The sequence below is a fragment of the Frigoribacterium sp. PvP121 genome (assembly GCF_017833115.1).
GTDB classification, from domain to species: Bacteria; Actinomycetota; Actinomycetes; order Actinomycetales; family Microbacteriaceae; genus Frigoribacterium; species Frigoribacterium endophyticum.
This window is the reverse complement of the sequence record NZ_JAFIBR010000001.1, coordinates 2154067-2175999: the sequence shown is the minus strand read 5'-3', so window position 1 is coordinate 2175999 and position 21933 is coordinate 2154067. Positions and strand designations below refer to the sequence as shown.

The 21933-nt window shown below is 73.1% G+C and carries 19 protein-coding genes and 2 tRNA genes; 5 read left to right on the top strand and 16 right to left on the bottom strand.

What is annotated here, in order from left to right; translation table 11 throughout:
* Positions 1 to 53: 53 nt before the first annotated feature.
* From JOE43_RS10125 to fabF, 4 genes are all read left to right on the top strand, one after another.
* Positions 54 to 974 carry an ACP S-malonyltransferase gene (locus JOE43_RS10125; RefSeq protein ID WP_209517468.1) on the top strand — a complete coding sequence of 307 codons (921 nt, stop codon included), beginning with the start codon at positions 54 to 56 and terminating at the stop codon, positions 972 to 974.
* Positions 971 to 1981, top strand: coding sequence for a beta-ketoacyl-ACP synthase III (locus tag JOE43_RS10120; protein ID WP_209517466.1), 1011 nt, complete (start codon positions 971 to 973; stop codon positions 1979 to 1981). Before JOE43_RS10125 ends, JOE43_RS10120 begins: the two co-directional genes overlap by 4 nt.
* An 80-nt stretch (positions 1982 to 2061) precedes the next feature.
* The gene (locus tag JOE43_RS10115) at positions 2062 to 2310 is read left to right on the top strand and encodes an acyl carrier protein (protein WP_056054313.1); all 249 of its coding nucleotides are present in this window, start codon (positions 2062 to 2064) and stop codon (positions 2308 to 2310) included.
* A 112-nt stretch (positions 2311 to 2422) separates the two neighbouring features.
* A complete protein-coding gene (gene fabF / locus JOE43_RS10110; protein ID WP_209517464.1) occupies positions 2423 to 3661 on the top strand; it encodes a beta-ketoacyl-ACP synthase II in 1239 nt (412 codons plus the stop codon).
* 109 nt (positions 3662 to 3770) lie between these two features.
* On the opposite strand, the gene JOE43_RS10105 is transcribed toward fabF, so the two are convergent.
* The 9 genes from JOE43_RS10105 to JOE43_RS10065 form a co-directional block, all read right to left on the bottom strand.
* A complete protein-coding gene (locus JOE43_RS10105) occupies positions 3771 to 4262 on the bottom strand; it encodes a DUF3145 domain-containing protein (protein WP_209519173.1) in 492 nt (163 codons plus the stop codon).
* A gap of 225 nt (positions 4263 to 4487) precedes the next feature.
* Positions 4488 to 6143, bottom strand: coding sequence for a bifunctional 3'-5' exonuclease/DNA polymerase (locus JOE43_RS10100; RefSeq protein WP_307803321.1), 1656 nt, complete (start codon positions 6141 to 6143; stop codon positions 4488 to 4490).
* A 48-nt stretch (positions 6144 to 6191) separates the two neighbouring features.
* A complete protein-coding gene (locus JOE43_RS10095; RefSeq protein ID WP_209517462.1) occupies positions 6192 to 7091 on the bottom strand; it encodes a DUF1684 domain-containing protein in 900 nt (299 codons plus the stop codon).
* A 76-nt stretch (positions 7092 to 7167) separates the two neighbouring features.
* Complete coding sequence (locus JOE43_RS10090; RefSeq protein WP_209517460.1) at positions 7168 to 7800, bottom strand: FMN reductase; 633 nt, start codon at positions 7798 to 7800, stop codon at positions 7168 to 7170.
* A gap of 77 nt (positions 7801 to 7877) precedes the next feature.
* Positions 7878 to 9014, bottom strand: a complete 1137-nt coding sequence (locus JOE43_RS10085) for an LLM class flavin-dependent oxidoreductase (RefSeq protein WP_209517458.1) — start codon at positions 9012 to 9014, stop codon at positions 7878 to 7880.
* Positions 9015 to 10397: 1383 nt separating this feature from the next.
* Positions 10398 to 10715: a hypothetical protein gene (locus tag JOE43_RS10080; RefSeq protein WP_209517456.1), complete on the bottom strand. Its 318-nt coding sequence runs from the start codon at positions 10713 to 10715 to the stop codon at positions 10398 to 10400.
* A gap of 97 nt (positions 10716 to 10812) precedes the next feature.
* Positions 10813 to 10886 (bottom strand) — tRNA-Ile (locus JOE43_RS10075).
* Positions 10887 to 10915: 29 nt separating this feature from the next.
* Complete coding sequence (locus tag JOE43_RS10070; protein ID WP_307803320.1) at positions 10916 to 12154, bottom strand: glycosyltransferase; 1239 nt, start codon at positions 12152 to 12154, stop codon at positions 10916 to 10918.
* Between the two features lie 140 nt (positions 12155 to 12294).
* Entirely contained in the window at positions 12295 to 13209 is a 915-nt protein-coding gene (locus JOE43_RS10065; protein ID WP_307803319.1) for a DMT family transporter, read from the bottom strand.
* A 40-nt stretch (positions 13210 to 13249) separates the two neighbouring features.
* Between JOE43_RS10065 and def the strand changes: the two genes are divergently transcribed.
* Positions 13250 to 13816: a peptide deformylase gene (def, locus tag JOE43_RS10060; RefSeq protein WP_209517454.1), complete on the top strand. Its 567-nt coding sequence runs from the start codon at positions 13250 to 13252 to the stop codon at positions 13814 to 13816.
* 180 nt (positions 13817 to 13996) lie between these two features.
* Here the strand turns inward: def and JOE43_RS10055 are convergent.
* The 7 genes from JOE43_RS10055 to JOE43_RS10025 form a co-directional block, all read right to left on the bottom strand.
* Positions 13997 to 14069: transfer RNA gene (locus tag JOE43_RS10055), tRNA-Asn, on the bottom strand.
* Positions 14070 to 14213: 144 nt separating this feature from the next.
* Positions 14214 to 15227 (bottom strand): D-isomer specific 2-hydroxyacid dehydrogenase family protein, encoded by a 1014-nt coding sequence (locus JOE43_RS10050; RefSeq protein WP_209517453.1) that lies wholly within the window; start codon positions 15225 to 15227, stop codon positions 14214 to 14216.
* Positions 15224 to 16162 carry an ATP-binding cassette domain-containing protein gene (locus tag JOE43_RS10045; protein WP_307803317.1) on the bottom strand — a complete coding sequence of 313 codons (939 nt, stop codon included), beginning with the start codon at positions 16160 to 16162 and terminating at the stop codon, positions 15224 to 15226. Before JOE43_RS10045 ends, JOE43_RS10050 begins: the two co-directional genes overlap by 4 nt.
* Before the next feature lie 2 nt (positions 16163 to 16164).
* The gene (locus JOE43_RS10040) at positions 16165 to 17925 is read right to left on the bottom strand and encodes an ABC transporter ATP-binding protein (protein WP_209517450.1); all 1761 of its coding nucleotides are present in this window, start codon (positions 17923 to 17925) and stop codon (positions 16165 to 16167) included.
* Positions 17922 to 18932, bottom strand: a complete 1011-nt coding sequence (locus tag JOE43_RS10035) for an ABC transporter permease (protein WP_209517448.1) — start codon at positions 18930 to 18932, stop codon at positions 17922 to 17924. Before JOE43_RS10035 ends, JOE43_RS10040 begins: the two co-directional genes overlap by 4 nt.
* A 1-nt stretch (position 18933) precedes the next feature.
* On the bottom strand, positions 18934 to 20025 hold the full coding sequence (locus tag JOE43_RS10030; protein WP_209519168.1) for an ABC transporter permease: 1092 nt from the start codon (positions 20023 to 20025) through the stop codon (positions 18934 to 18936).
* A 141-nt stretch (positions 20026 to 20166) separates the two neighbouring features.
* Positions 20167 to 21798 (bottom strand): ABC transporter substrate-binding protein, encoded by a 1632-nt coding sequence (locus JOE43_RS10025; protein WP_167259048.1) that lies wholly within the window; start codon positions 21796 to 21798, stop codon positions 20167 to 20169.
* Between the last annotated feature and the right edge of the window lie 135 nt (positions 21799 to 21933).

The window sequence follows — 21933 nt, the reverse complement described above, 5'->3', positions numbered from 1 at the left end:
CTTTGGTCGAGTTGCTACACCACGGCCCACGGTGTCGAGGGCATGATGGAGCAGTGATCGTTGTCGTAGCGCCCGGGCAGGGCTCCCAGTCCCCCGGCTTCCTCGCCCCCTGGCTCGCCGACCCGGAGAGCCGCGGCCTCCTCGAGACGCTGAGCACCGCCTCCGGCCTCGACCTGGTCGCGCACGGCACGACCTCCGACGCCGACACCATCCGCGACACCGCGGTGGCTCAGCCGCTCATCGTCGCCGCCGGCCTGCTCACCGCGCGCGCCCTCTTCGCCCGGGTCGACCGCGGTCGCGTCGGCGGTGTCGCCGGCCACTCCGTCGGCGAGTTCACCGCCGCAGCCGTCAGTGGAGTCCTCACCGACGAGGAGGCCGTCCGCCTCGTCGCCGAGCGCGGGCGCGCCATGGCCGCCGCCGCGGCCCAGGTCGAGACCGGCATGAGCGCCGTGCTCGGCGGCGACGCCGACGAGCTCACCGCCCGCCTCACCGAGCTGGGCCTGTCGCCCGCCAACTACAACGGCGGCGGACAGATCGTCGTCGCCGGCGAGCTCGCCGGCCTCGCGGCCCTCGCCGAGCAGCCCCCCGCCAAGGCCCGGGTCGTCCCGCTGCAGGTGGCCGGTGCGTTCCACACGCGCTTCATGGAGCCGGCGGTCGAGGCCCTCCGCACCGCCGCCTCCTCGGTGACGCCCGCCGACCCGACGCTCCGCCTCTGGACCAACCACGACGGCACCGTCGTCACCTCGGGCCCGCGCTTCGTCGAGCTGCTGGTGGGCCAGGTGGCCTCGCCCGTCCGCTGGGACGCCACGATGGAGTCGTTCGCGGCGGAGGGCGTGACCGGCATCGTCGAGCTCGCGCCGGCCGGCGCCCTCACCGGGCTCGCCAAGCGTGCCCTCCGTGGCGTCCCCAGCGTCGCCGTCAAGACCCCCGACGACCTCCAGGCCGCCGTCGACCTCCTCGAGGGAGCAGCATGACCACCCCCCAGATGAACCAGACCACCGGTGCGGCGTACACGCGCATCCTCTCCCTCGGCGCCGCCCGCGGCGAGAACGTCGTGCCCAACGCCGACATCATCGAGCCGATCAACTCCTCCGACGAGTGGATCCAGCAGCGCACCGGCGTGATCACCCGGGTCCGCGCCTCGAAGGACGTCCACGTCGTCGACCTCGCCGAGACGGCGGCCCGCCAGGCGATCGAGCGCGCCGGCATCCGCCCCGACCAGATCGGCGTCGTGCTCGTCTCGACCGTCAGCGGGGGCGTCGCGACGCCCTCGGTCGCGACCCTGCTCGCCGAGCGCATCGGCGCGGCCCCCGCCGCGGCGTACGACATCAGCGCCGCCTGCGCGGGCTACGCCTACGGCATCGCCCAGGCCGACTCGTTCGTGCGCAGCGGCCTCGCCGAGCACGTGCTCGTCGTCGGCGCCGAGAAGCTCAGCGACATCATCGACCCGACCGACCGCACCATCTCGTTCCTCCTCGCCGACGGCGCGGGCGCGGCGATCGTCGGCCCGAGCGACACCGTCGGCATCTCACCGACCGTCTGGGGCTCCGACGGCAGCAAGTGGGACGCGATCGGCATGACGTCGACCATGCAGGAGTACCGCGAGGGCGCCGGCGAGGTCGCCTGGCCGACGCTCCGCCAGGAGGGCCCCACGGTCTTCCGCTGGGCCGTCTGGGAGATGGTCAAGGTCGCGAAGCTCGCCCTCGAACGAGCCGGCGTCACGAGCGACCAGCTCGCCGCCTTCGTGCCGCACCAGGCCAACATGCGCATCATCGACGAGTTCGCCAAGCAGCTCGGGCTGCCCGACACCGTCGTGATCGGCCGCGACATCGCGACCACCGGCAACACCTCGGCCGCCAGCATCCCGCTCGCGACGCACCGCCTGCTCGAGGAGCACCCCGAGCTCAGCGGCGGCCTGTCGCTGCAGATCGGCTTCGGCGCGGGCCTCGTGTTCGGCGCCCAGGTCGTCGTCCTGCCGTAGCGCGCCGCGCCTCCCCCTCGCCCCCGCCTGTATAGGCTCTACCTCGGTCACCACGACACCCCCTCAAGGAGAACAACACCATGGCACTGTCCACCGAAGAAGTCCTCGCCGGCCTGGCCGAGCTCGTCAACGACGAGACGGGCATCGCGACCGACACCGTCGAGATGGACAAGTCGTTCACCGACGACCTGGACATCGACTCCATCTCGATGATGACGATCGTCGTCAACGCAGAAGAGAAGTTCGACGTGAAGATCCCCGACGAAGAGGTCAAGAACCTCAAGACCGTCGGCGACGCCGTCACCTTCATCACCAAGGCGCAGGACTAACGACGTCGCGGCCCGGCTCGGCCCCCAGGGGCCGGCCGGGCGCACCCGTTCCGCCGCTCTCCGTCGTGCCTCGGCGCGGCCGGGCGACAGCGCCACTCCAGGGAGAACCGTCATGACCAAGAAGATCGTCGTCACCGGCATCGGTGCGACCTCGCCCCTCGGCGGCACCGCCGTCGACAGCTGGGCCAACCTCCTCGCCGGCCAGTCCGGCATCACGACCCTCGAGCAGGACTGGGTCGCCAAGTACGACCTGCCCGTCACCATCGCCGGCCAGGCGCGGACGCCCTCGGCCGACGTGCTCGACCGCCGCGAGACGAAGCGGCTCGACCCTTCCAGCCAGTTCGCCCTCACGGCCGCGCGCGAGGCCTGGGCCGACGCGGGCTCCCCCGAGGTCGTGCCCGAGCGCTTCGGCGTCGACTGGGCCACCGGCATCGGCGGCGTCTGGACCCTCCTCGACGCCTGGGACACCCTCCGGGAGAAGGGCCCCCGCCGGGTCCTGCCCATGACCGTCCCGATGCTCATGCCCAACGGCCCCGCCGCGGCCATCTCGATGGGCCTCGGCGCCCGTGCCGGCGCCCGCACCGTCGTGTCGGCCTGCGCCTCCAGCACCGAGTCCATCGCCAACGCGTACTCGCACCTCCAGCAGGGCCTCGCCGACATCATCATCGCGGGCGGCTCCGAGGCGGCGATCCACCCCATGCCGCTCGCGTCGTTCGCGGCCATGCAGGCCCTGTCGAAGCGCAACGACGACCCGGCGACGGCCTCGCGCCCGTACGACGTCACCCGTGACGGCTTCGTCCTGGGCGAGGGAGGCGCGGCGCTCGTCCTCGAGACCGAGGAGCACGCGCTCGCCCGCGGCGCGAAGATCTACGCCGAGCTGATCGGCGGCGACGTGACCAGTGACTCTTACCACATCACCGCGCCCGACCCCGAGGGCTCCGGCGCGGCGCGGGCCGTCGTCGCCACGCTCGAGGCCGCCGGCGTCGAGCGCGAGCAGGTCGTGCACGTCAACGCCCACGCCACGAGCACGCCGGTGGGCGACATCGCCGAGTACCGCGCCATCAAGCGCGTCTTCGGCGACCACACCTCGAAGCTCGTCGTGTCGGCCACGAAGGCCGCGACCGGTCACCTGCTCGGCGGGGCCGGCGCGATCGAGGCGGTCTTCACCGTCAAGGCGCTGCAGGAGAAGATCGCTCCCCCGACGATCAACGTCACGCAGATGGACGACGAGATCGACCTCGACGTCGTGCTCGGCGAGCCGCGTCGCCTGCCCGACGGCGAGATCGTCGCGATCAGCAACTCGTTCGGCTTCGGCGGCCACAACGCGGTCATCGCGTTCCGCTCGGTCTGACCCCGGCGCGACGCGACCCGACGCGTCGCAGCGAGCACGACGAAGGCCGGCACCCGCGAGGGTGCCGGCCTTCGTCACGTGACCCGGGAGGCGCGGGTCGGCCGAGCGGTCAGCCCACCTTGTGCAGCCACACGACGGGGTTGCCCTCGCCACTGTGGCGGAACGGCTCGAGCTCGTCGTCCCAGGCCTGCCCGAGCGCGAGGCGCAGCTCGCGGTGCAGCTCGAGCGCGTTCGAGCCCGCGATGTCCATGGCGTACCGGATGCGGTCCTCGGGGATGACCGTGTTGCCCGCGGTGTCGGTCTGCGCGAAGAACACGCCGAGGTCGGGCGAGTGCATCCAGCGTCCGCCGTCGTTCTCGACGCCCGGGTCTTCCGTCACCTCGTAGCGGAGGTGCTCCCAGCCGCGGAGGGCAGAGGCGATGCGGGCGCCCGCGCCCTCGTCTCCCTGCCAGGAGAACTCGGTGCGCTGGGAGCCCTTCAGCACGGGCTGGTCGACCCACGCGAAGTTGACGGCGTGCCCGAGGGCACGGCCGACGGCCCACTCCACGTGTGGGCACAGTGCACGAGGGGATGAATGCACGTAGAGCACTCCCCGAGCCATTGCAGCAGCCACGATTCCTCCATTCGGTCAGGTGCGACTTCCCCATCGACCTCTCGAACGGTGCAGCTCGGCTGCGATCGTTGCTCTCGTGCGTGTTCAGTTGTGCGCGGGCGAGCCCGCTGGGGAGATCATCGCAGATGCCGCCCGTGCATCACAACCGTGTAACAGCTGTGCACCCGGGCGCGTCGGGGCGGGCGGACGAGGCGCACGCGGCGGGCCGGCCCGTCACTTGGCCTGCGAGTAGTCGTCGACCACCGCCACCGTGAGCGGGAACCGTACCGGCGCCGAGCCGAAGAGGAGACGCCCGGCCTCCGCCGCGGCCTCCGTGACGATCTCGGCGACCTCGGCCGCCGCCTCCCTGGGGGCCTGCAGCACGACCTCGTCGTGGAGGAAGAAGACGAGGTGCGGAGCGCCGTCGCCGAGGTGGCCCCAGCGGTCGTGCACCCGGGAGCGCAGCGCGCCCATCCAGCACAAGGCCCACTCCGCAGCCGTGCCCTGGACGACGAAGTTGCGCGTGAAGCGGCCCCACGAACGCGCGTCGCGGTCGACCGCGGCGCGGGGCATCTCGGGCGGCAGCTCGTCGGCCGCGTCGGCCGGCGAGGGAGAGGTGCGGCCGAGGAGCGTGCTGACCACGCCGCCCGCCTCGCCCGTCCGCGCTGCGTCCTCGACGAACTGCATCGCCTGGGGGAACCTCCGTGCCAGCCGGGGCACGAGGCGCCCGCTCTCGCCCTGGGTCGCCCCGTACATGGCGCCGAGCATCGCGACCTTCGCCTCGGCGCGGCTCGCGACGGCGCCGCTCGCGACGATGCCCTCGTAGAGGTCGCCCTCCCCCGCGGCGGCCATCGCCCGGTCGCCGCTCAGGCCGGTGAGGATGCGCGGCTCGAGCTGCGAGGCGTCGGCCACGACGAGCGACCAGCCCGGGTCGGCCACGACCGCGGCGCGCACCGCCCTCGGCAGCTGCAGCGCGCCTCCCCCGCTCGTCGCCCAGCGCCCGGTCACGACGCCGCCCGGCACGTAGTCGGGGCGGAAGCGGCCGTCGTGCACCCACGCGTCGAGCCACGCCCAGCCGTTGGCGACGAGCAGCCGCTGCTTCTTCTTGTACCGCAGCAGGGGCTCGACGACGGGGTGGTCGTGCCTCTCGAGCTCCCACTTGCTCGTCGACGCCGCCATGACGCCGGCGCCGTGCAGCGCCCGGACGAGCTCCGCGGGCGAGTCTGGGTTGAGGTCGGGCGCCCCGAGGGCGTCGCGCACCTCGGCCAGGTCGGCGCGCATGCGGCTCGGTCGTTCACCCGGCGCCGGCCGCGGCCCGAGGATCTCGGTGAGCAGCCGGTCGTGCACGACGGGCGACCAGGGCACGCCGCGGTGGCGCATCTCGACGGCGATCAGGGCCCCCGTCGACTCGGCCGCCGTCAGCAGCTCGAGCCTGCCCCGCGCCCCGGCGGCCTCGATCGCCGCTCGTTGGCGGGCGAACTCGCCCGCGGGGTCGGGGAGGGACTCGGGCAGCACGTCGAAGAGCCCGTCGCGCGGGGACTCGCTCGCCTGGGGCACGTCCCAGGGCCCCCGAGGGGCCCCGTGCAGCTCGGAGCCGACGGTGGCGGCCGACGCCCGCAGCAGGGCGTGGCACAGGCGCAGGTCGACGCAGCGGGCGACCCGGACGCCGGCCTCGAGGAGGCGCGGGTACCACCGCGGGGTGTCGTCCCAGACCCAGCGGGGCCGCGACGCGACCTCGGGGTCGGCCTCGCGCCTCCTGACCACCTCGGCGAGCTCGCCGTCGGCGATCGTGCGGGAGGGGCCGGGGGCGAGCGAGGCGCCCGGGGCCTCGCGGCTCCACGGCGTCAGCTCGACGTCGCCGTCGTCGAGACGGCGGACGAGGATGAACACCCGTCGATCCTGCCACCTGACGGGGGCCCGCCCGGCCGCGCCCCTGCGCTACTCGTGCAGCGGGGCCCCGGCCGTGTCGAGCACGGTCTTCTCGCCCGCCTCGACCGCGACCGTGAGCCGGTTCTGCGGCGGCGGCACCGGGCAGTTGAACGCGTAGCTGAAGGCACAGGGCGGCAGCACGGCCCGGTTGAAGTCGAGCACGATCGTGCCGTCGTCGGACGGCGTCGGGAAGAGGAAGCGGCCGACGGAGTAGGTGCTGTCGCCCGTCGTGCCGTCGGAGAAGACGAGCTGGAGGCGGTCGCCCTGCCCGGCCGGGAAGGCGACGAGCTCGTGGTCGACGCCGCCCAGGGTGACGCGGATCACGCCCGGCAGCGGCTTCGGCCGGCTCAGCTCGAGGTCCGCCTGGTGCCGGATGTCGACCTGGGCCCCCTCCTCGCTGCGGACGAACTCGGCCGTGACGACCCAGGCCGGGTCGTGGGCGAACGCGTCGATCTCGCCGAAGCGGCCGATGTCGGGCGACGCGGCGTCCCAGACGCGGAGCGCCCAGCTCGTGCGGTCGTCGTTCGCGACCACGGTGCCGGTGACCGTGTCGGAGAACCGCACGCTGCTCGGGGCGATCGCGTCGTCCCCCGACACCAGCACCGAGCCGTCGACGAGGTCGCCGTCGACCACGATCCCGTCGGAGGCGGCGGCCGTCACCCGCAGGCCGGAGACGCCCGCGGGGGTCGGCTCCCACGTGCCCGGCACGCCCCAGATCGGCTGGGGCGAGTCGACCCACTGCGTGTTCACGAGGGCGAGCGGGCCGCGGGCGCCGACGACGTGGGCGTGCCGGAGGGCGCGGAAACGGTCGAGCTCGGCGGCGGCCGACGCGGCGTCGGAGGTGCGGGGCGTGGGGTCGGGCCTGGGGTCGGGCGTGATGTCGGCGGTGGCGGGCGTGGTGTCGGCCATGGGTCCTCCTGGGTCTGTCGGGGTGAACCGTGCGGGGCGTCTGATCATGCCCCGCGGCGCGGCGCGACGGGGCCGGTTACGGCGTCGTGTCGCCGCCGAGGCGGCGCAGCTGCTCGGCGAACGGCACGACGTCGGCGAACGGGTCGTCGCGCTCGGTGTCGTGGCGGGCGACGAGGGCGGCGAACTCGCCGGCGGCGCGGCTGACGCGCTCGGGCAGGCCGGTCGTCGTCTCGTCGCCCCCTCCCCAGTCCTCCGAGGCGGCGAAGACGGCCGTCGGCGACACGACCGCCCGCAGGTACGAGAACAGCGGCCGGAGCGCGTGGTCGAGCACGAGCGAGTGGCGCGCCGTGCCCGCGGTCGCCCCGAGCAGCACCGGGGTCCAGCTCAGGGCGTCCTTGTCGAGCACGTCGAAGAACGACTTGAACAGGCCGCTGTACGACGCGGTGAACACGGGAGTGACGGCGATGAGGCCATCTGCCCGCGCGACCTGCTCCAGGGCCGCGGCCAGCGCCTCCGGAGCGAACCCGGTGAGCAGGGCGTCGGTGATCTCGTGCGCCAGGTCGCGCAGCTCGACGACCTCGACGCGCGCGGGCGTCCCGCCGACGAGCAGCTCGCGGGCGGTCGCCTCGGCGAGGCGGTCGGCGAGGAGCCGCGTGGAGGAGGGCTGGCTGAGCCCGGCGCTGACGACGACGACGGTCTTGGTGCTCACGGGGTGGTGCTCCTGTCTGTGGTGCTGGTGGTGGTGGTGGTGCTGGTGCTGGTGCGTGCCGGGGCTCCGGCCGGCGTTCAGCGCCCGGTGGCGACGGGGTCGGCCTCGCGGAGCGCCCGCGCGTCGAGGGCGGCGGCGTCGGCCGCGGCCACGGCCACGCGCGAGGCGTGGGTCGGAGCGTCGGGCACGCCGGGGGCCCTCCGGGCGTCGAACTCGGCGCGCAGCACCGGGACGACCTCCTCGCCGAGGATGTCGAGCTGCTCGAGGACGGTCTTCAGCGGCAGGCCGGCGTGGTCCATGAGGAACAGCTGGCGCTGGTAGTCGCCGACGTACTCACGGAAGCCGAGGGTCCGGTCGATGACCTCCTGCGGGCTGCCGACCGTGAGGGGCGTCTGCCGCGTGAAGTCCTCGAGGCTGGGCCCGTGGCCGTAGACCGGGGCCTGGTCGAAGTAGGGGCGGAACGCGGCCTTGGCGTCCTGCGAGTTCTTCCCGAGGAAGACCTGGCCGCCGAGGCCGACGATCGCCTGGTCGGCGCGGCCGTGGCCGTGGTGCTCGAACCGGGTGCGGTACAGCTCGACCATCTGCTTCGTGTGCGAGGCGGGCCAGAAGATGTGGTTGGCGAAGAAGCCGTCGCCGTAGTACGCGGCCTGCTCGGCGATCTCGGGGCTGCGGATGGAGCCGTGCCACACGAACGGCGCGACGCCGTCGAGAGGCCGGGGAGTCGCGGTGAAGCCCTGCAGGGGCGTCCGGAAGTGCCCCTTCCAGTCGACCACGTCCTCCGTCCAGAGCCGGCGCAGCAGCGCGTAGTTCTCGATCGCGAGGTTGATGCCCTGGCGGATGTCCTTGCCGAACCAGGGGTAGACCGGGCCGGTGTTGCCGCGGCCGAGGGTCAGGTCGACGCGGCCGTTCGTGAGGTGCTGGAGGGTCGCGAAGTCCTCCGCGATCTTGACCGGGTCGTTGGTCGTGATGAGCGTGGTCGAGGTGCTGAGGGTGATCGTCTCGGTCTGCGCGGCGATCCAGGCGAGGAGGGTCGTCGGGCTGGAGTTCACGAAGGGCGGGTTGTGGTGCTCGCCGGCGGCGTAGACGTCGAGGCCGACCTCCTCCGCCTTCTTGGCGATGGTGACCATCGCCTCGAGGCGCTCGTGCTCGGTCGGGGTCCGCCCCGTGGTCGGGTCGGTCGTGATGTCGCCGACGCTGAAGATCCCTAGCTGCATGGTGTCCACCCTAGCTCAACTACATGCGTTTGCATGTAGTTGTCCGAACGCACGCCGCCCCCGCGGCATTCCCGTCCCGCCCCGGCCCGCTCCGCCCCGCTCCGCCCCGCTCCGCTCCGCCCATGCCCCGCCCCGCCGACGCTCCGCCCCGCTCCGCCCCGCTCCGCCCCGCCCCGCTGACGCCCTGCCGACGCCCGCCCTCCGCCCACGCCTCCTCCGTGTCGGCAACTCCTGCTCCCTGCCTCCGGCACCCCGACTCCACCCGCTCCGCGCACCACCCCGCAGGAGTTGTCGACGCGCGCGAGCGAGCCACTCGACGCTCGGGGCCACACCCACACCGCGCCGCGCGCCGCGCGCCCCGCCCCCTCATCCCTGTCGGCAACTCCTGCTCCCTGCCTCCGGCACGGCGACTCCACCCACGCCGCGCACCACCCGCAGGAGTTGTCGACGCGAGCCCGTCAGCCGACCCCCATGACGCCCCCTCACGCCCGACCGGCTCGCACCCCTGGCCCCCGTCCCTGTCAGGGTGTCGGCGACTCCTCCTTCCCGCGTCCCCCGCGTCGGCGGCTCCTGCCGTCGGCGCGCCGACACGCGTGTCGGCAACTCCTGCTCCCTGCCTCCGGCACCGCGACTCCCCCCGCTCCGCGCACCGCCCTGCAGGAGTTGCCGACCGGGGGGCGACGCCCACCACCTGCAGGAGTTGCCGAGCGGGTGGCGACGCACAGGGCCTGCAGGAGTTGCCGACCGGGTGCCGCCGCGCAGGGGCCCGGGAGGAATCGTGGGTGGCGTCGGCGGCCCGACGCGGGCGCCTCCAGTCGGGACCGGGCCAGGGCGTCGGCAACTCCTGCTCAGTGGTCGAGGACGGGGTGAACAGAGGCCGCGCCGGTCTCCACGCAGGAGCTGCCGACGGTGTGCCGCCGCCCAGGGGCTCCGAGGAGTCGCGGCGGAGGACGGCGTGCACCGTCACTGACGTGAGACACCAGCGCGGGCACACGCGGCTCGCGTGTCGGCAACTCCTGCCCCGCGGCGTCCAGGTCAGGCAGCGGGGCCGCTCCGCGGCACGGAGCAGGAGTTGCCGACCGGCCGGAGAGCGGACCAGGGGACGGCACGCGAGCTCGAAGAGGTCGTGACGCGGCGTCGAAGGGCCACCCGGAGATGGACGCGTCGAGGCGAAGGGCCGCGCGCAAGTGTAGGAGCGGGGTCGACGTGCCACTCAGGATCGATGGACGAGGTCGAGGGGCCGCGGAGAGCTGGAGGGACCTCGGCGAGGGCCGCGCAGACGAGGACGGGTGACGTCGAGGGCCGAGGAGACGCGGAGACGCAAAGACGCAGAGAGGGACGACACCACCCCACCGGGAGAGACAGCAAGCCGGGGCCGACGGCTCAGGCGAGCGGGGGCGCGAGGCGGAGGAAGCGCTCGGCGACCTGGGCACGGTCGACGGGGCCGTCGCCGTCACGGTCGATCTGCGGCGAGTCGAACTCGACCCACCAGGTGCGGGCGGACCCGCCGATGGCGGAGACTCCCTGCCAGGCCGAGCCGCCGGCCCGGAGCACGACGCCGGTCGGGCCGTACGGGAAGGGCGACGCGGCGTCCTCGTCGGAGTCGAGCACGTACACCTGCGCTCCGATGCCCATGCGGGCCGGGCCGGCCCCGGGGCCGTCGTCGTCGGACTGCAGGTCGCGCGGTCGCCTCGTGAACATGCGCTCATCGTGCCACAGGCACCTCGGCGCGAGACGCGAGGCGCGAGGCGCGAGACGCGAGGCGCGGCGCACCGCACCGCACCGCACGCGACACCAGTAGGGCGGACGGGACTTGAACCCGTGACCGATCGATTATGAGTCGACTGCTCTAACCGGCTGAGCTACCGCCCCCCGCCGACCCGTCGGGCCGCCGAGGCGGGTCAGGCCGGGTCGACCTCGGTGGTGGGTGCCACCGGCTGACCACGATACAGCCCCTCGAACACGCTCAGCGTGCGCTGGATGTCGTGCCCCTGGATGACGCGGAGGCTGGCCCGACGCATCGCGAGGTACTCGTGGTCGGGGAGGGTCAGCACCCGGGTCAGCTTCGCCGCGAGGTCGCGGCTGTCGCCGGGTCGGAAGAGGTGCCCGTTGACGCCCTCCGTCACGAGGTGCGGCAACGCCATCGCGTCGGCCACGACGATCGGCAGGCCCGACGCCATCGCCTCGAGGCTGGCGATGCTCTGCAGCTCGGCGATCGAGGGCATCGCGAACACCGTGGCCTCCGTCAGGGTCCGTCGCAGGTCGTGGTCGGAGAGGTACCCCGCGAACGTCACCCGGTCGGAGAGGCCCAGCTCGACGGTCAGCTGCTGCAGCTGCTTCATGAGGTCGCCCCCGCCGACGATCGTCAGCGTGGCGCCGAGGGCCGGGTCGAGCTGCGTCACGGCCCGCAGCAGCACGTCGATCTGCTTCTCGGCGGTGACCCGGCCGACGAACACGATCCGGTTCTCGGCCGGGCGGTCCGCCCGCGCGGTGTAGTCGGACGCGTCGATGCCGCACGAGACGGCGAGCACGCCGTGCACGTCGACGGCCTCCTCCAGGAAGTCCGCGGCGGCCTGCGTCGGCGTCGTGATCGCCTCGACGCGGCGGAACGTCGAGCTCGCGTCCTTCCACGCCAGCGCGACGGCGGTGGCCCGGAGCCCCTGGGGCAGCCCGGTGTGCTCGAGCAGGTTCTCGGGCATGAAGTGGTTCGTCGCGACGGCGCGGATGCCCAGGCGGTTGGCGACGCGCACGACGGCGCGGCCGATGACGATGTGCGACTGGATGTGCACGACGTCGGGCTTCACCTGCTCGATGACGCGCTCGGCGTTGCGCTGCGCCCGCCACGGGGTCGCGAAGCGCAGCCAGTCGTGCAGCGGCCAGCGCGTGGAGTACAGGCGGTGGACGGTGAGGGTCGTGCCGGCGTGCTGCTCGAGGAACGTGCCGTGGCGACGCGTGGCCGCCGGGGCGAGCACGTGCACGTCGTGGCCGCGGTCGGCGAGGCCGACCGCGAGCCGTTCGGCGAAGTTGGCGGCCCCGTTGACGTCGGGCGGGAAGGTGTCGGCGGCGATCAGCACGGTGAGGCGGGCGTCGGAGGCGGCCTCCGGGCGGGTCGGCGCGGCGGGATCGGGGGCGTCGGTCACGTCTCGGGCGTCCTTCGTCAGGCTCGGTGGTCAGGTCGTGCGGTGGTCAGCTCGCGCGGTGGCCGCGCCGGCGAGGGCGGAGCAGAGGAGGCGCGGGCCCGGTCGACGGCCCGCTCCCGACACGGCGTGGCCACGCTAGCTCAGGTCTTCTTCACGGGCTGGTATTTGGCCAGCTGGAACACGCCGTACACCGCGATCGCGCCGGCCAGCAGGAAGAGCACGACGGCGCCAGCGGGTGCGGTGGCGGCCTCCCCCAGCACGACGATCCCGATCGTGACGGCGATGATCGGGTCGACGACCGTGAGGCCGGCGATGACGAGGTCGGGCGAGCCCGACGAGTAGGCGTTCTGCACGAAGTACCCGCCAAGGGCGCCGGCGGCGAGCAGCATCACGAGGCAGAGCACGCTGAGCCAGTCGAACGCCCCGGCCGTGATCCTGTTCAGGACGACCTTGGCGAGCGTCGCCACGAAGCCGTAGAGCACCCCGGCGCCGATGATGTAGAACAGCGCGCTCCGTCGACGGCGGAACAGCACGAAGGCGCCGCCGAGGAGGGCGCCCACCACGAGCAGCAGCACGAGCACGGTCACGAGCTGCGGGGTCGTGATCGGGCTCTCGGTGGCGGTGAAGGCGGCGACGGTGGCGAACAGCCCGATGCCGCCCACGCAGATCGCGATGGAGCGCTTGACCCGGCCGGTCAGCCGGCGCCCCGTGACCCTCGCGTTGACGAGGGCCGTGACGACGAGCGCCACGGCGCCGAGCGGCTGCACCACGAGGAGGGGCGCGATCTTGAGGCTGGTGAGCTGGAACACGATGGCGAGGCCCAGCATGGCCGTCCCCATGACCCACGAGGGCCGCCCGAGCAGGGCGAGCACCTGGCGCACGGACATGCCGCTGTGCGCCGCGCCGAGCCGGTGCTCGACCTTCGCGACCCCGCGGCTCTGCAGCTGCGCGCCGATCGAGAGGAAGACGGCGCCGACCAGGGCGAGCGGGATGCCGAGCGCCTGGTACGGGGTCAGCGAGACCTGGGCGGTCAGGTCCCCGAGGTCAGCGCTCACGCGACCACGGTAGCGGGCGCGTCGTCGATAGTCTGGACGAATGGCCGTACGTCCCATCTCGATCACGGGTGATCCCGTCCTCCACCACCGCGCCTCCGAGGTGTCCGACATCGACGACGAGCTGCGCACGCTCGTGGCCGACATGTTCGAGACCATGGACGCCGCTCCCGGGGTCGGCCTCGCCGGCCCGCAGGTGGGCGTGGGCCTCCGCCTCTTCGTCTGGTCGTGGATCGACGACGACGGGGGCGACCAGCGCGGCGTCGCGATCAACCCGAGACTCTGGCAGAGCCCGCTGACCATCGAGCCGCTCGACGACGAGGGCGAGTCGGAGGGCTGCCTGTCGATCCCGGGCGAGCGCTTCCCGCTGCGCCGCGCCGACAGCGTGCTGCTGCGGGCCACCGACCTCGACGGGCGCCCGTTCGAGATCGAGGCCGTCGGCTGGCTGGCGCGCATCTTCCAGCACGAGTACGACCACCTCGACGGCGTGCTCTACGCCGACCGTCTCGAGCACCCGTTCCACAAGGCGGCCGTCAAGGCCGTGAAGCGCGCGAGCTGGGGCGTGCCCGGCAAGACCTGGCTGCCGGGCGTCGACCACCTCGACGACTGACGGGCGTCGTCCTGCGACGACGGCACGCCGGGGCCGGCCCGCGACGCGGTGCTGACCCCGGGGAGTCGCGGGCTGGCTCCCGCAGGCCCGCCGCGCACCAGCCAGGCCGGAGAGGCCACGGGCCCCGACACACCCCGAGAAATGTGAAAAGGCCCAGCGGGTGGAGCCGCTGGGCCTTCGCTCCCCGACTTGGACTCGAACCAAGAACCTGCCGGTTAACAGCCGGCTGCTCTGCCAATTGAGCTATCGAGGAATGGCAACTGCTGCGAACCGGAGTTCTCAACAGCGGGTCCAACTGTAGCGCACATCTGACCTCCGGATGAACACCGGGCGTGCGCCGGGCGCGTCGCGCCGAGGGGGGCGCCCCGACCGACGAGGGCGACCGCTCGACCGGCTCTCAGTAGCCGGCGCGCGGGTCGACGACCCCCGCGAAGTCCCCGTCGCCGGCCAGGGCGCGCACGTTGTGGCGGATGCGCCCGGCGAGCAGCGGCGCCGTCATCTCGGGGGTGTCGGCCTGGTGCGGAGTGACGATCGCGCGGGGGTGCCCCCAGAGCGGGTGCCCGTCGGGCAGGGGCTCGGGCGACGTCACGTCGAGGCCGGCGCCCCAGAGGCGCTCGTCGTCCAGGGCGGCGACCAGCGCCTCCGTGTCGACGAGGTCACCGCGTGCGACGTTGACCAGGACGGCCCGCGGAGGGAGCAGCGCGAGCCGCCGCGCGTCGACGAGCCGCGCCGTCTCGGCGGTCGAGGCCGCCGCGAGCACGACGACGTCCGCGTCGGGGAGCACCTCGTCGAGCTGATCGACGGTGACCGTGCGCTCCGCGCCCGCCACGGGCTCAGCCGACCGGCGGACCACCGTCACCCGGCACTCGAACGGCGCGAGCAGCCGGAGCAGCTCGCGCGCGATCCCCCCGGCGCCCACGACGACGACCCGTCGCCCGTACAGCGAGACGCCGCGCTGCTCGGTCTGCCACGAGGTGGCCTGGACGCGCGAGGGCACGACCCGGAGCAGCGAGAGGACGAGCATCAGGGCGTGCTCGGCGACCGGCTCGGAGTAGGCGCCCTTGGCGCTCGTCCAGAGGGGCCGGGGGGCGTCGGCGTGCCGGGCCAGCACGTCGGAGAAGGCGTCGACGCCCGCCCACGGCAGCTGCACCCACTCGATGCCGGGGTGGGCGGCGAGGGCGGCGTCGAGGCCGGCGACGTCGCGGTACGACAGCCAGATCAAGCCGCGCGTGTCGGGGCCGAGCGGGACGAGCACGCCCCCGGCCTCCTCGACGGCGGCCACGAAGACCGGGGACTCCCGCGGCGCCACGGTGACGGCGCCCGGGCGGGGCCGACGGTCGGCGGGGAGGGCGGCGACCACGTCGGTGGAGCGGTGCCCGCGGGCGACGGGGACGTCAGCGCCCCCGGTCATCGCGGGTCTCCCCCGGCCGTCTGCCCGGCGTCACCGTCGGCGTCGCCGCGCAGGCCGGCCGAGCCGTGCGGGCCGGCCGAGCCGACCGGGCCGCTCGAGCCCCGCCGAATGGCGTCGATCGGCGACGTCTGCGCGAGCACCTTCACGTACGGGTCGACCCCGTCGCGCAGCACCTCGTCGATCTGGCCGTGGCCCACGAGACGCCCGCCGCGCATCACGGCTACGCGGTCGGTCACGGCGCGCGCCTCGGCCACCGAGGAGGTGACGACGACGGCCGAGAACTGGCGATCCTCGTGCAGGTTCTTGATCACGTCGAGCACGGCCTGCCGCACGAGCACGTCGACCCCGCGGGCGGGCTCGTCGGCGACGAGGAGGCTCGGCTCGAGCACGAGCGACCGCGCGAGCGCCACGCGCTGCCGCTGGCCCGAGCTCAGCTCCCACGTCTGCTTGAGCATGACGCTGAGCGGCAGGTGGACCGCGTCGACGAGCGTCGACGTCAGACGGCCGGCCTCCCGTCGGTCGAACCGCTTGTCGCGGAGGTAGATCGGCTCGGCGATGGCCTCCCCCACGGTGAGGTCGGGGCTGAGCGCCTCGCCGTCGTCCTGCGCGAGGTAGCCGACCACGGCCGTGAGCCGGTCGCGACGCCGCGGCGACGCCCGCAGGAGGTCCTGGCCGAAGACGCGGGCGGCGCCGCCGACGATGCGGGGGCGCCCCTCGGGCGCCCGCCCACGACCGACGAGGCCGGCCAGGGCGAGGGCCAGGGTCGACTTGCCCGACCCGCTCTCGCCGAGCACGGCGACGATCTCGCCGGGGGCCACCGACAGCGTGACGCCGTCGACCGCCCGCAGGGCGGGGCTCCCGGCGCGCGCCGGGTACTCGAGCGAGAGGTCGTCGGTCGCGACCGGTCGCGACAGGTCGAGGTCGAGCCCCGCCACGGTCAGGCCGCGCCCTCGGCCGCGACGCGGTCGAGCTCGGCGAGGTGCTGCCGTCTCGCCGCCTGCTCGGCCGGGTCGGGCACGGGCAGCGACGCCAGCAGACGCTGCGTGTACAGGTGCTCGGGGGCGCCGAGCACCTGGTCGTTCGGCCCCATCTCGACCATGTCGCCGTGGTAGAGCACGCCGATGCGGTCGGCGAGCATGTTGACGACCGCGAGGTCGTGGCTGATGAACAGGGCGGCGAACCCGAGGTCGGACTGCAGCTCGCGGAAGAGCTCGAGCACCCGCGCCTGCACCGACACGTCGAGCGCGCTGGTCGGCTCGTCGGCGATCAGCAGGGTCGGCTCGAGGGCCAGCGACCGGGCCAGGCTCGCCCGCTGACGCTGGCCGCCGCTCAGCTCGTGCGGGTACCGGTCGCCGAACGCCCGGGGCAGCTGCACGGCCTCGAGCAGCTCGTCGACGCGCTTCCGCGCCGCGCGGGCGTGCGGGGCGCGGCCGTGCACCACGAGGGGCTCCGCGACGCACTCGGCGATCGTCAGCAGCGGGTTGAAGCTCGAGGCCGGGTCCTGGAAGACGAAGCCGATGTCGGCGCGTCGGGGCTTGAAGTCCCGCTCGTGCACGCCGTTCATCTCGACGCCGAGCACCTCGAGCGAGCCGCCGGTGACCTTGGTCAGCCCGGCGATGGCCCGGCCGATGGTCGTCTTGCCCGAGCCGCTCTCGCCGACGAGGCCCAGCACCTCGCCCTTCGCGATGGAGAAGTCGACGCCCTTGACGGCCCGGAAGCCGCTGCGGCCGAAACGGCCCGGGTACTCGATCTCGAGCCCCGTGGCGCGCACGACGACCTCGCGGTCGACCTCCGCGGCCTGCACCTGCGCGCCCCGCGCCTCCAGCTTGGGCACGGAGGCCAGCAGGCGCTTCGTGTAGTCGTCCTGCGGGGCGGCGAAGAGGTCCGTGGCGGACGCCTGCTCGACGACGCGGCCCAGGTACATCACCGCGACGCGGTCGGCCAGGTCGGCGACCACGCCCATGTTGTGGGTGATGAGCACGATGGCCGTGCCGAACTCGTCGCGCAGGTCGCGCAGCAGGTCGAGGATCTCGGCCTGCACCGTCACGTCGAGGGCGGTCGTCGGCTCGTCGGCGACGATGACCGACGGGTTGAGCACGAGCGCCATCGCGATGACGACGCGCTGCTTCTGCCCGCCCGAGAACTGGTGGGGGTAGTGGTCGACCCGGGTCTCCGGGTCGGGGATCCCCACGCGGCGCAGGATGTCGACGGCGCGCGCCTTCGCGTCCTTCCGGCTGACCTTGCCGTGGGCGCGGATGCCCTCGGCGATCTGCCAGCCCACCGTGTAGACGGGGTTGAGCGCGGTCGAGGGCTCCTGGAAGACCATGGCGACCTCGGTGCCGCGCAGCTCCCGCACCTTGCCGGCGCCGACCGAGAGCACGTCGCTCCCGCTCAGCACCACGGCGCCGCTCGCGGTCGCGGTCTCGGGCAGCAGCCCCAGGATCGTCTTGGCCGTCACGGACTTGCCGCTCCCCGACTCCCCCACGATCGCGAGGACCTCGCCGGCGCGCACGTCGAGCGTCACGCCCTGCACGGCCGGCACGTCGCCGCCGTCGGTGGCGAAGGTGACGCGCAGGTCGGTGATGCCGACCGCCACGTCGCGCTGGTCGCGGGGCAGGTCGTGTGCGGCGTGGCGGACTCTCACCGCGCCTCCCGCGCTCGTCGTGCCGTCGGCCGTGGTGCTGGTGTCGTCGCTCATGCGGGGACCTCCGTCGTCTCGGCCGGTGCCTGCGCCGCAGCCGTCGTCTTCTTGCGCCCGGCACGACGACGCGTCCGGAGGCGCGGGTCGGCCAGGTCGTTGAGGCTCTCGCCCACGAGGGTGATGCCGAGCACCATCAGCACGATCGCCGAGCCCGGGAACACGCCCGTCCACCAGATGCCGCTCGCCGTGTCGCTGAGCGCCCGGTTGAGGTCGTAGCCCCACTCCGCGGCCGAGGTCGGGCCGATGCCGAAGCCGAGGAACCCGAGGGCCGCGAGCGTGAGGATCGCCTCGGAGGCGTTCAGCGTGAGGATGAGCGGCAGGCTCCGCGTGGCGTTCCGCAGCACGTGCTTGAACATGATCCGCGGGGTGCTGCTGCCCACGACCTTCGCCGACTCGACGAAGGCCTCGGCCTTGAGGCGGACGGCCTCGGCGCGGACCACGCGGAAGTACTGCGGCACGTAGACCACCGTGATCGAGATGCCGGCGGAGAGGATGCCGCCCCACAGGCTCGACTGCCCGCCGCTGATGACGATCGAGATGACGATCGCGAGCAGCAGCGACGGGAAGGCGTAGACGGCGTCGGCGACGACCACGAGCACGCGGTCGAGCCAGCCGCCGAGGTAGCCCGAGACGAGGCCGAGCACGACGCCGATCGTGATCGAGAGGACCACGGCGACGACGATGACGGCGATCGCCGTGCGGGTGCCCCAGACGACGCGGCTGAAGACGTCGTAGCCGCCCACCGTCGTGCCCCAGAGGTGCATCCCGGAGGGGGCGGCCTGACGGGCGAAGTTGCCGTCGGCGTCGCTCAGCTGGCCGAACCCGTAGGGCGCGATGAGCGGGGCGAAGAGGGCCAGGACGATGAACACGACGCAGAGCACGAGGCCGGCGACGAGCATGCCGCGCTGGAGGCCGACCGAGCGGCGGAGGTGCGAGACGACCGGGAGGCGCTTCCAGAGCGGCTCGCGGCGGTCGGCGAGGACGGCGGTGGGGACGGTCGACATGTCAGTACCTCACTCGCGGGTCGATGAGCGCCGCGATCACGTCGACGACGAAGTTGGTCACGGCGACGATCACCGCCAGCACGGCCACGATGCCCTGCACGGCGACGAAGTCGCGCGCCGACAGGTACTGCTGCAGCTCGAAGCCGAGGCCGCGCCAGCCGAAGGTCGTCTCGGTCAGCACCGAGCCGCCGAGCAGCATGGCGATCTGCAGGCCCATGACGGTGATGATCGGGATGAGCGCCGGCTTGAGCGCGTGCTTGCGGACGAGGCGCAGCTCGGAGACCCCGCGTGAGCGGGCGGCGTCGACGTACTCGGAGCCGAGGGTGCCGATGACGTTCGTGCGCACCAGGCGCAGGAAGATCCCGGCCGTCAGCAGGCCGAGGGTCAGGGCGGGCAGCACGGCGTGGCTGAGCACGTTCGTCGTGATCGTCGCGTTGCCGATGCGCAGGGCGTCGATGATGTAGATGCCGGTGGGGTTCTCGATCCGCCCCAGGGCGATGCCCACCCTCGTGTCGGCGCGGCCGCTCAGCGGCAGCCAGCCCAGCCAGACCGAGAAGACGAGCTTGAGCAGCAGGCCCGCGAAGAAGACGGGGGTCGCGTAGGCGAGGATCGCGAGGATGCGCAGCACGGCGTCCGGCCAGCGGTCGCGCACGTAGGCGGCGAGCATGCCGAGCGGGATGCCGATCACCAGCGCGACGATCAGGGCGTAGAAGACGAGCTCGACCGTGGCCGCGCCGTACGTGACGATCACCTCGCTGATCTGGCGGTTGTCGGTCGCGGTCGTGCCGAAGTCGAGGCGGACGATCTGGCCCAGGTACTCGAGGTACTGGACGATGATCGGCCGGTCGTAGCCCGCGGCGTGCAGGCGCTCCTGCAGCTGCGCCTCGGTGAGGCGGCCCCCGACGGAGGCGGTGATCGGGTTCCCGACGACCCGCATCAGGAAGAAGACCAGGGTGACCAGGATGAAGACGGTCGGGATGATCAGGAGGGCCCTGACCACGAGGTAACGGCCGAGGCCGCCGCCGGCGGACTTCCGCCTCTTCTCGGTGGTCGTCGGGGGCGTCGCGGGAGCTGTGGCGCTCCCGGTGAGCACTGTCACGTCACTGTGCCTTTCGTGGTGGTGCGGAGCGGACGCGGGAAGGGGGCGTCCCGCCCGTGGGCGGGACACCCCCTCCGCGTCACGCGGTGTCTCGGTCGGTGCCGACCCGCTCGGGGCGGGTCAGCGGTGCGGCCGTCAGCGGCTCAGGGCGCCGTAGCGGAACTTGAACGACGCGTCCAGCGTGTCGTCGACTCCCTGGATGTCCGAGGCCGAGACGACGACCTGCGTGCCCTGGAGCAGCGGCAGCGTCGGCAGGTCGGCGGCGACCGCGTCCTGGATCTGGCCGATGAGCGCCGTGCGGGCGGTCTCGTCGGACTCGGCGATCTCCTGCGTGAGCAGGCCCTGCACCTCGGCGTCGTCGTAGTGGTTGCCGACGAAGTTGTCCTTCACGAAGAACGGCGACAGGTAGTTGTCGGCGTCCGAGAAGTCGGGGAACCAGCCCAGCTGGTACACGGGGTAGGCGTCCTCGCGGCGCTCGCTCGAGTAGGTGTCCCAGAGGGTCGACTGCAGGTTGACGGTGAAGAGGCCGGTGGCCTCGAGCTGCGTCTTGATCAGCGCGTACTCCTCGTCGCTCGAGGCGCCGTAGTGGTCGGGGCTGTACTGCAGGTCGATCGACACGGGCGTCGAGACGCCGGCGGCCGAGAGGGCCTCGGTGGCCTTCGCCACGTCGGCTCCGCCGTCGCCGTCGCCGTAGAGCTCCTTGAGGGGCTCGGTGGCGCCGGTCAGACCGTCGGGGACGACCGAGTAGAGGGGCGTGTAGGTGTCGTTGTAGACGTCCTTGGCGAGGGCCGCACGGTCGACGCTGTCGGCGACGGCCTGGCGCACGGCCAGGGCCTTGGCCGGGTCGGCGTCGGGCTGCGTGGCGCCGAAGGGCTGGGTGTTCAGGTTGAAGACCATGTAGCGGATCTCGCCGCCGGGGCCGTTGTGCACCGTCAGCGAGTCGTCCTTCGCCAGGTCGGCGAGGTCGGTCGGGCTGAGGCTGCGGTTGGCGACGTCGACGTCGCCCTCCTGCACGGCGAGCTTGAGGTCGGTCTCCTTGGTGTAGTACGTCGCCGTGATCGACGACGCCTTCGGAGCGCCGAGGACGCCGTCGTACGAGTCGTTGGCCTCGTACTGGATCGCCTCGTTCTCCTTGTAGTCGGTGATCGAGTACTGGCCGGAGAAGGCGTCGCCCGAGACGATGTCGGCCGGGGCGGTCAGGCTCGTGGCCGAGAAGACGTCCTCGTCGACGATCGGGCCGGCGGGGCTCGAGAGGATCTGGGGCCAGGTCTGGTCGGCGCCCTTGAGGTGGAAGACGACGGTCGTGTCGTCGGGCGCGTCGGTGCTGTCGAGGTTGGCGAGCAGCGACGAGGGGCCGTTGTCGTCGGCGATGGCGAGCTGGCGGTCGAACGTGAACTTGACGTCGCTCGAGGTGAGCGCGTTGCCGTTCGCGAAGGTCAGGCCGTCCTTGAGGGTGACCGTGTAGGTCGTCGGGTCGGTGAACTCGGCGGAGGCCGCGAGGTCGGGCTCGACGTCGGGGCTGCCGTACGGCGAGTTCATCAGGAAGCCGAAGACCTGGTTCTGCACGGCGAACGAGCCGTTGTCGTACGAACCGGCCGGGTCGAGCGAGGTGATGACGTCGGTGGTGCCGACGCTGATGCCGTTCAGCGCGTCGTCGGCGGCGTCGCCGCCTCCGGACGCGCAGCCGGCGAGGACGAGGGCGGTGGCGGCGACGCCACCGGTGATCGCGAGGACGCGACGGCCGAGCCTGATGTCGGACGTTGTCATATCCGGTTGCCTCTTTCTCTGGGTACGAGGGGCTCCCGACACCGCTGCTGTGAGGTGCGGCCGTTTCTGGGAGTGCTCATTGGTAACACACGCCCGGCCTCGGGTCGTAGCCCAGGCCGGATCGTTAACAAGACG

Excerpts from the sequence above, each read along its gene's own strand:
- JOE43_RS10095 (WP_209517462.1), bottom strand. The coding sequence starts at position 7,091 with ATGGCCGACACCACGCCCGCCACCGCCGACATCACGCCCGACCCCAGG.
- fabF (WP_209517464.1), top strand. The coding sequence starts at position 2,423 with ATGACCAAGAAGATCGTCGTCACCGGCATCGGTGCGACCTCGCCCCTC.
- JOE43_RS10025 (WP_167259048.1), bottom strand. The coding sequence starts at position 21,798 with ATGACAACGTCCGACATCAGGCTCGGCCGTCGCGTCCTCGCGATCACC.
- JOE43_RS10035 (WP_209517448.1), bottom strand. The coding sequence starts at position 18,932 with ATGTCGACCGTCCCCACCGCCGTCCTCGCCGACCGCCGCGAGCCGCTC.
- def (WP_209517454.1), top strand. The coding sequence starts at position 13,250 with ATGGCCGTACGTCCCATCTCGATCACGGGTGATCCCGTCCTCCACCAC.
- JOE43_RS10105 (WP_209519173.1), bottom strand. The coding sequence starts at position 4,262 with ATGGCTCGGGGAGTGCTCTACGTGCATTCATCCCCTCGTGCACTGTGC.
- JOE43_RS10040 (WP_209517450.1), bottom strand. The coding sequence starts at position 17,925 with ATGAGCGACGACACCAGCACCACGGCCGACGGCACGACGAGCGCGGGA.
- JOE43_RS10115 (WP_056054313.1), top strand. The coding sequence starts at position 2,062 with ATGGCACTGTCCACCGAAGAAGTCCTCGCCGGCCTGGCCGAGCTCGTC.
- JOE43_RS10050 (WP_209517453.1), bottom strand. The coding sequence starts at position 15,227 with ATGACCGGGGGCGCTGACGTCCCCGTCGCCCGCGGGCACCGCTCCACC.
- JOE43_RS10085 (WP_209517458.1), bottom strand. The coding sequence starts at position 9,014 with ATGCAGCTAGGGATCTTCAGCGTCGGCGACATCACGACCGACCCGACC.
- JOE43_RS10120 (WP_209517466.1), top strand. The coding sequence starts at position 971 with ATGACCACCCCCCAGATGAACCAGACCACCGGTGCGGCGTACACGCGC.
- JOE43_RS10080 (WP_209517456.1), bottom strand. The coding sequence starts at position 10,715 with ATGTTCACGAGGCGACCGCGCGACCTGCAGTCCGACGACGACGGCCCC.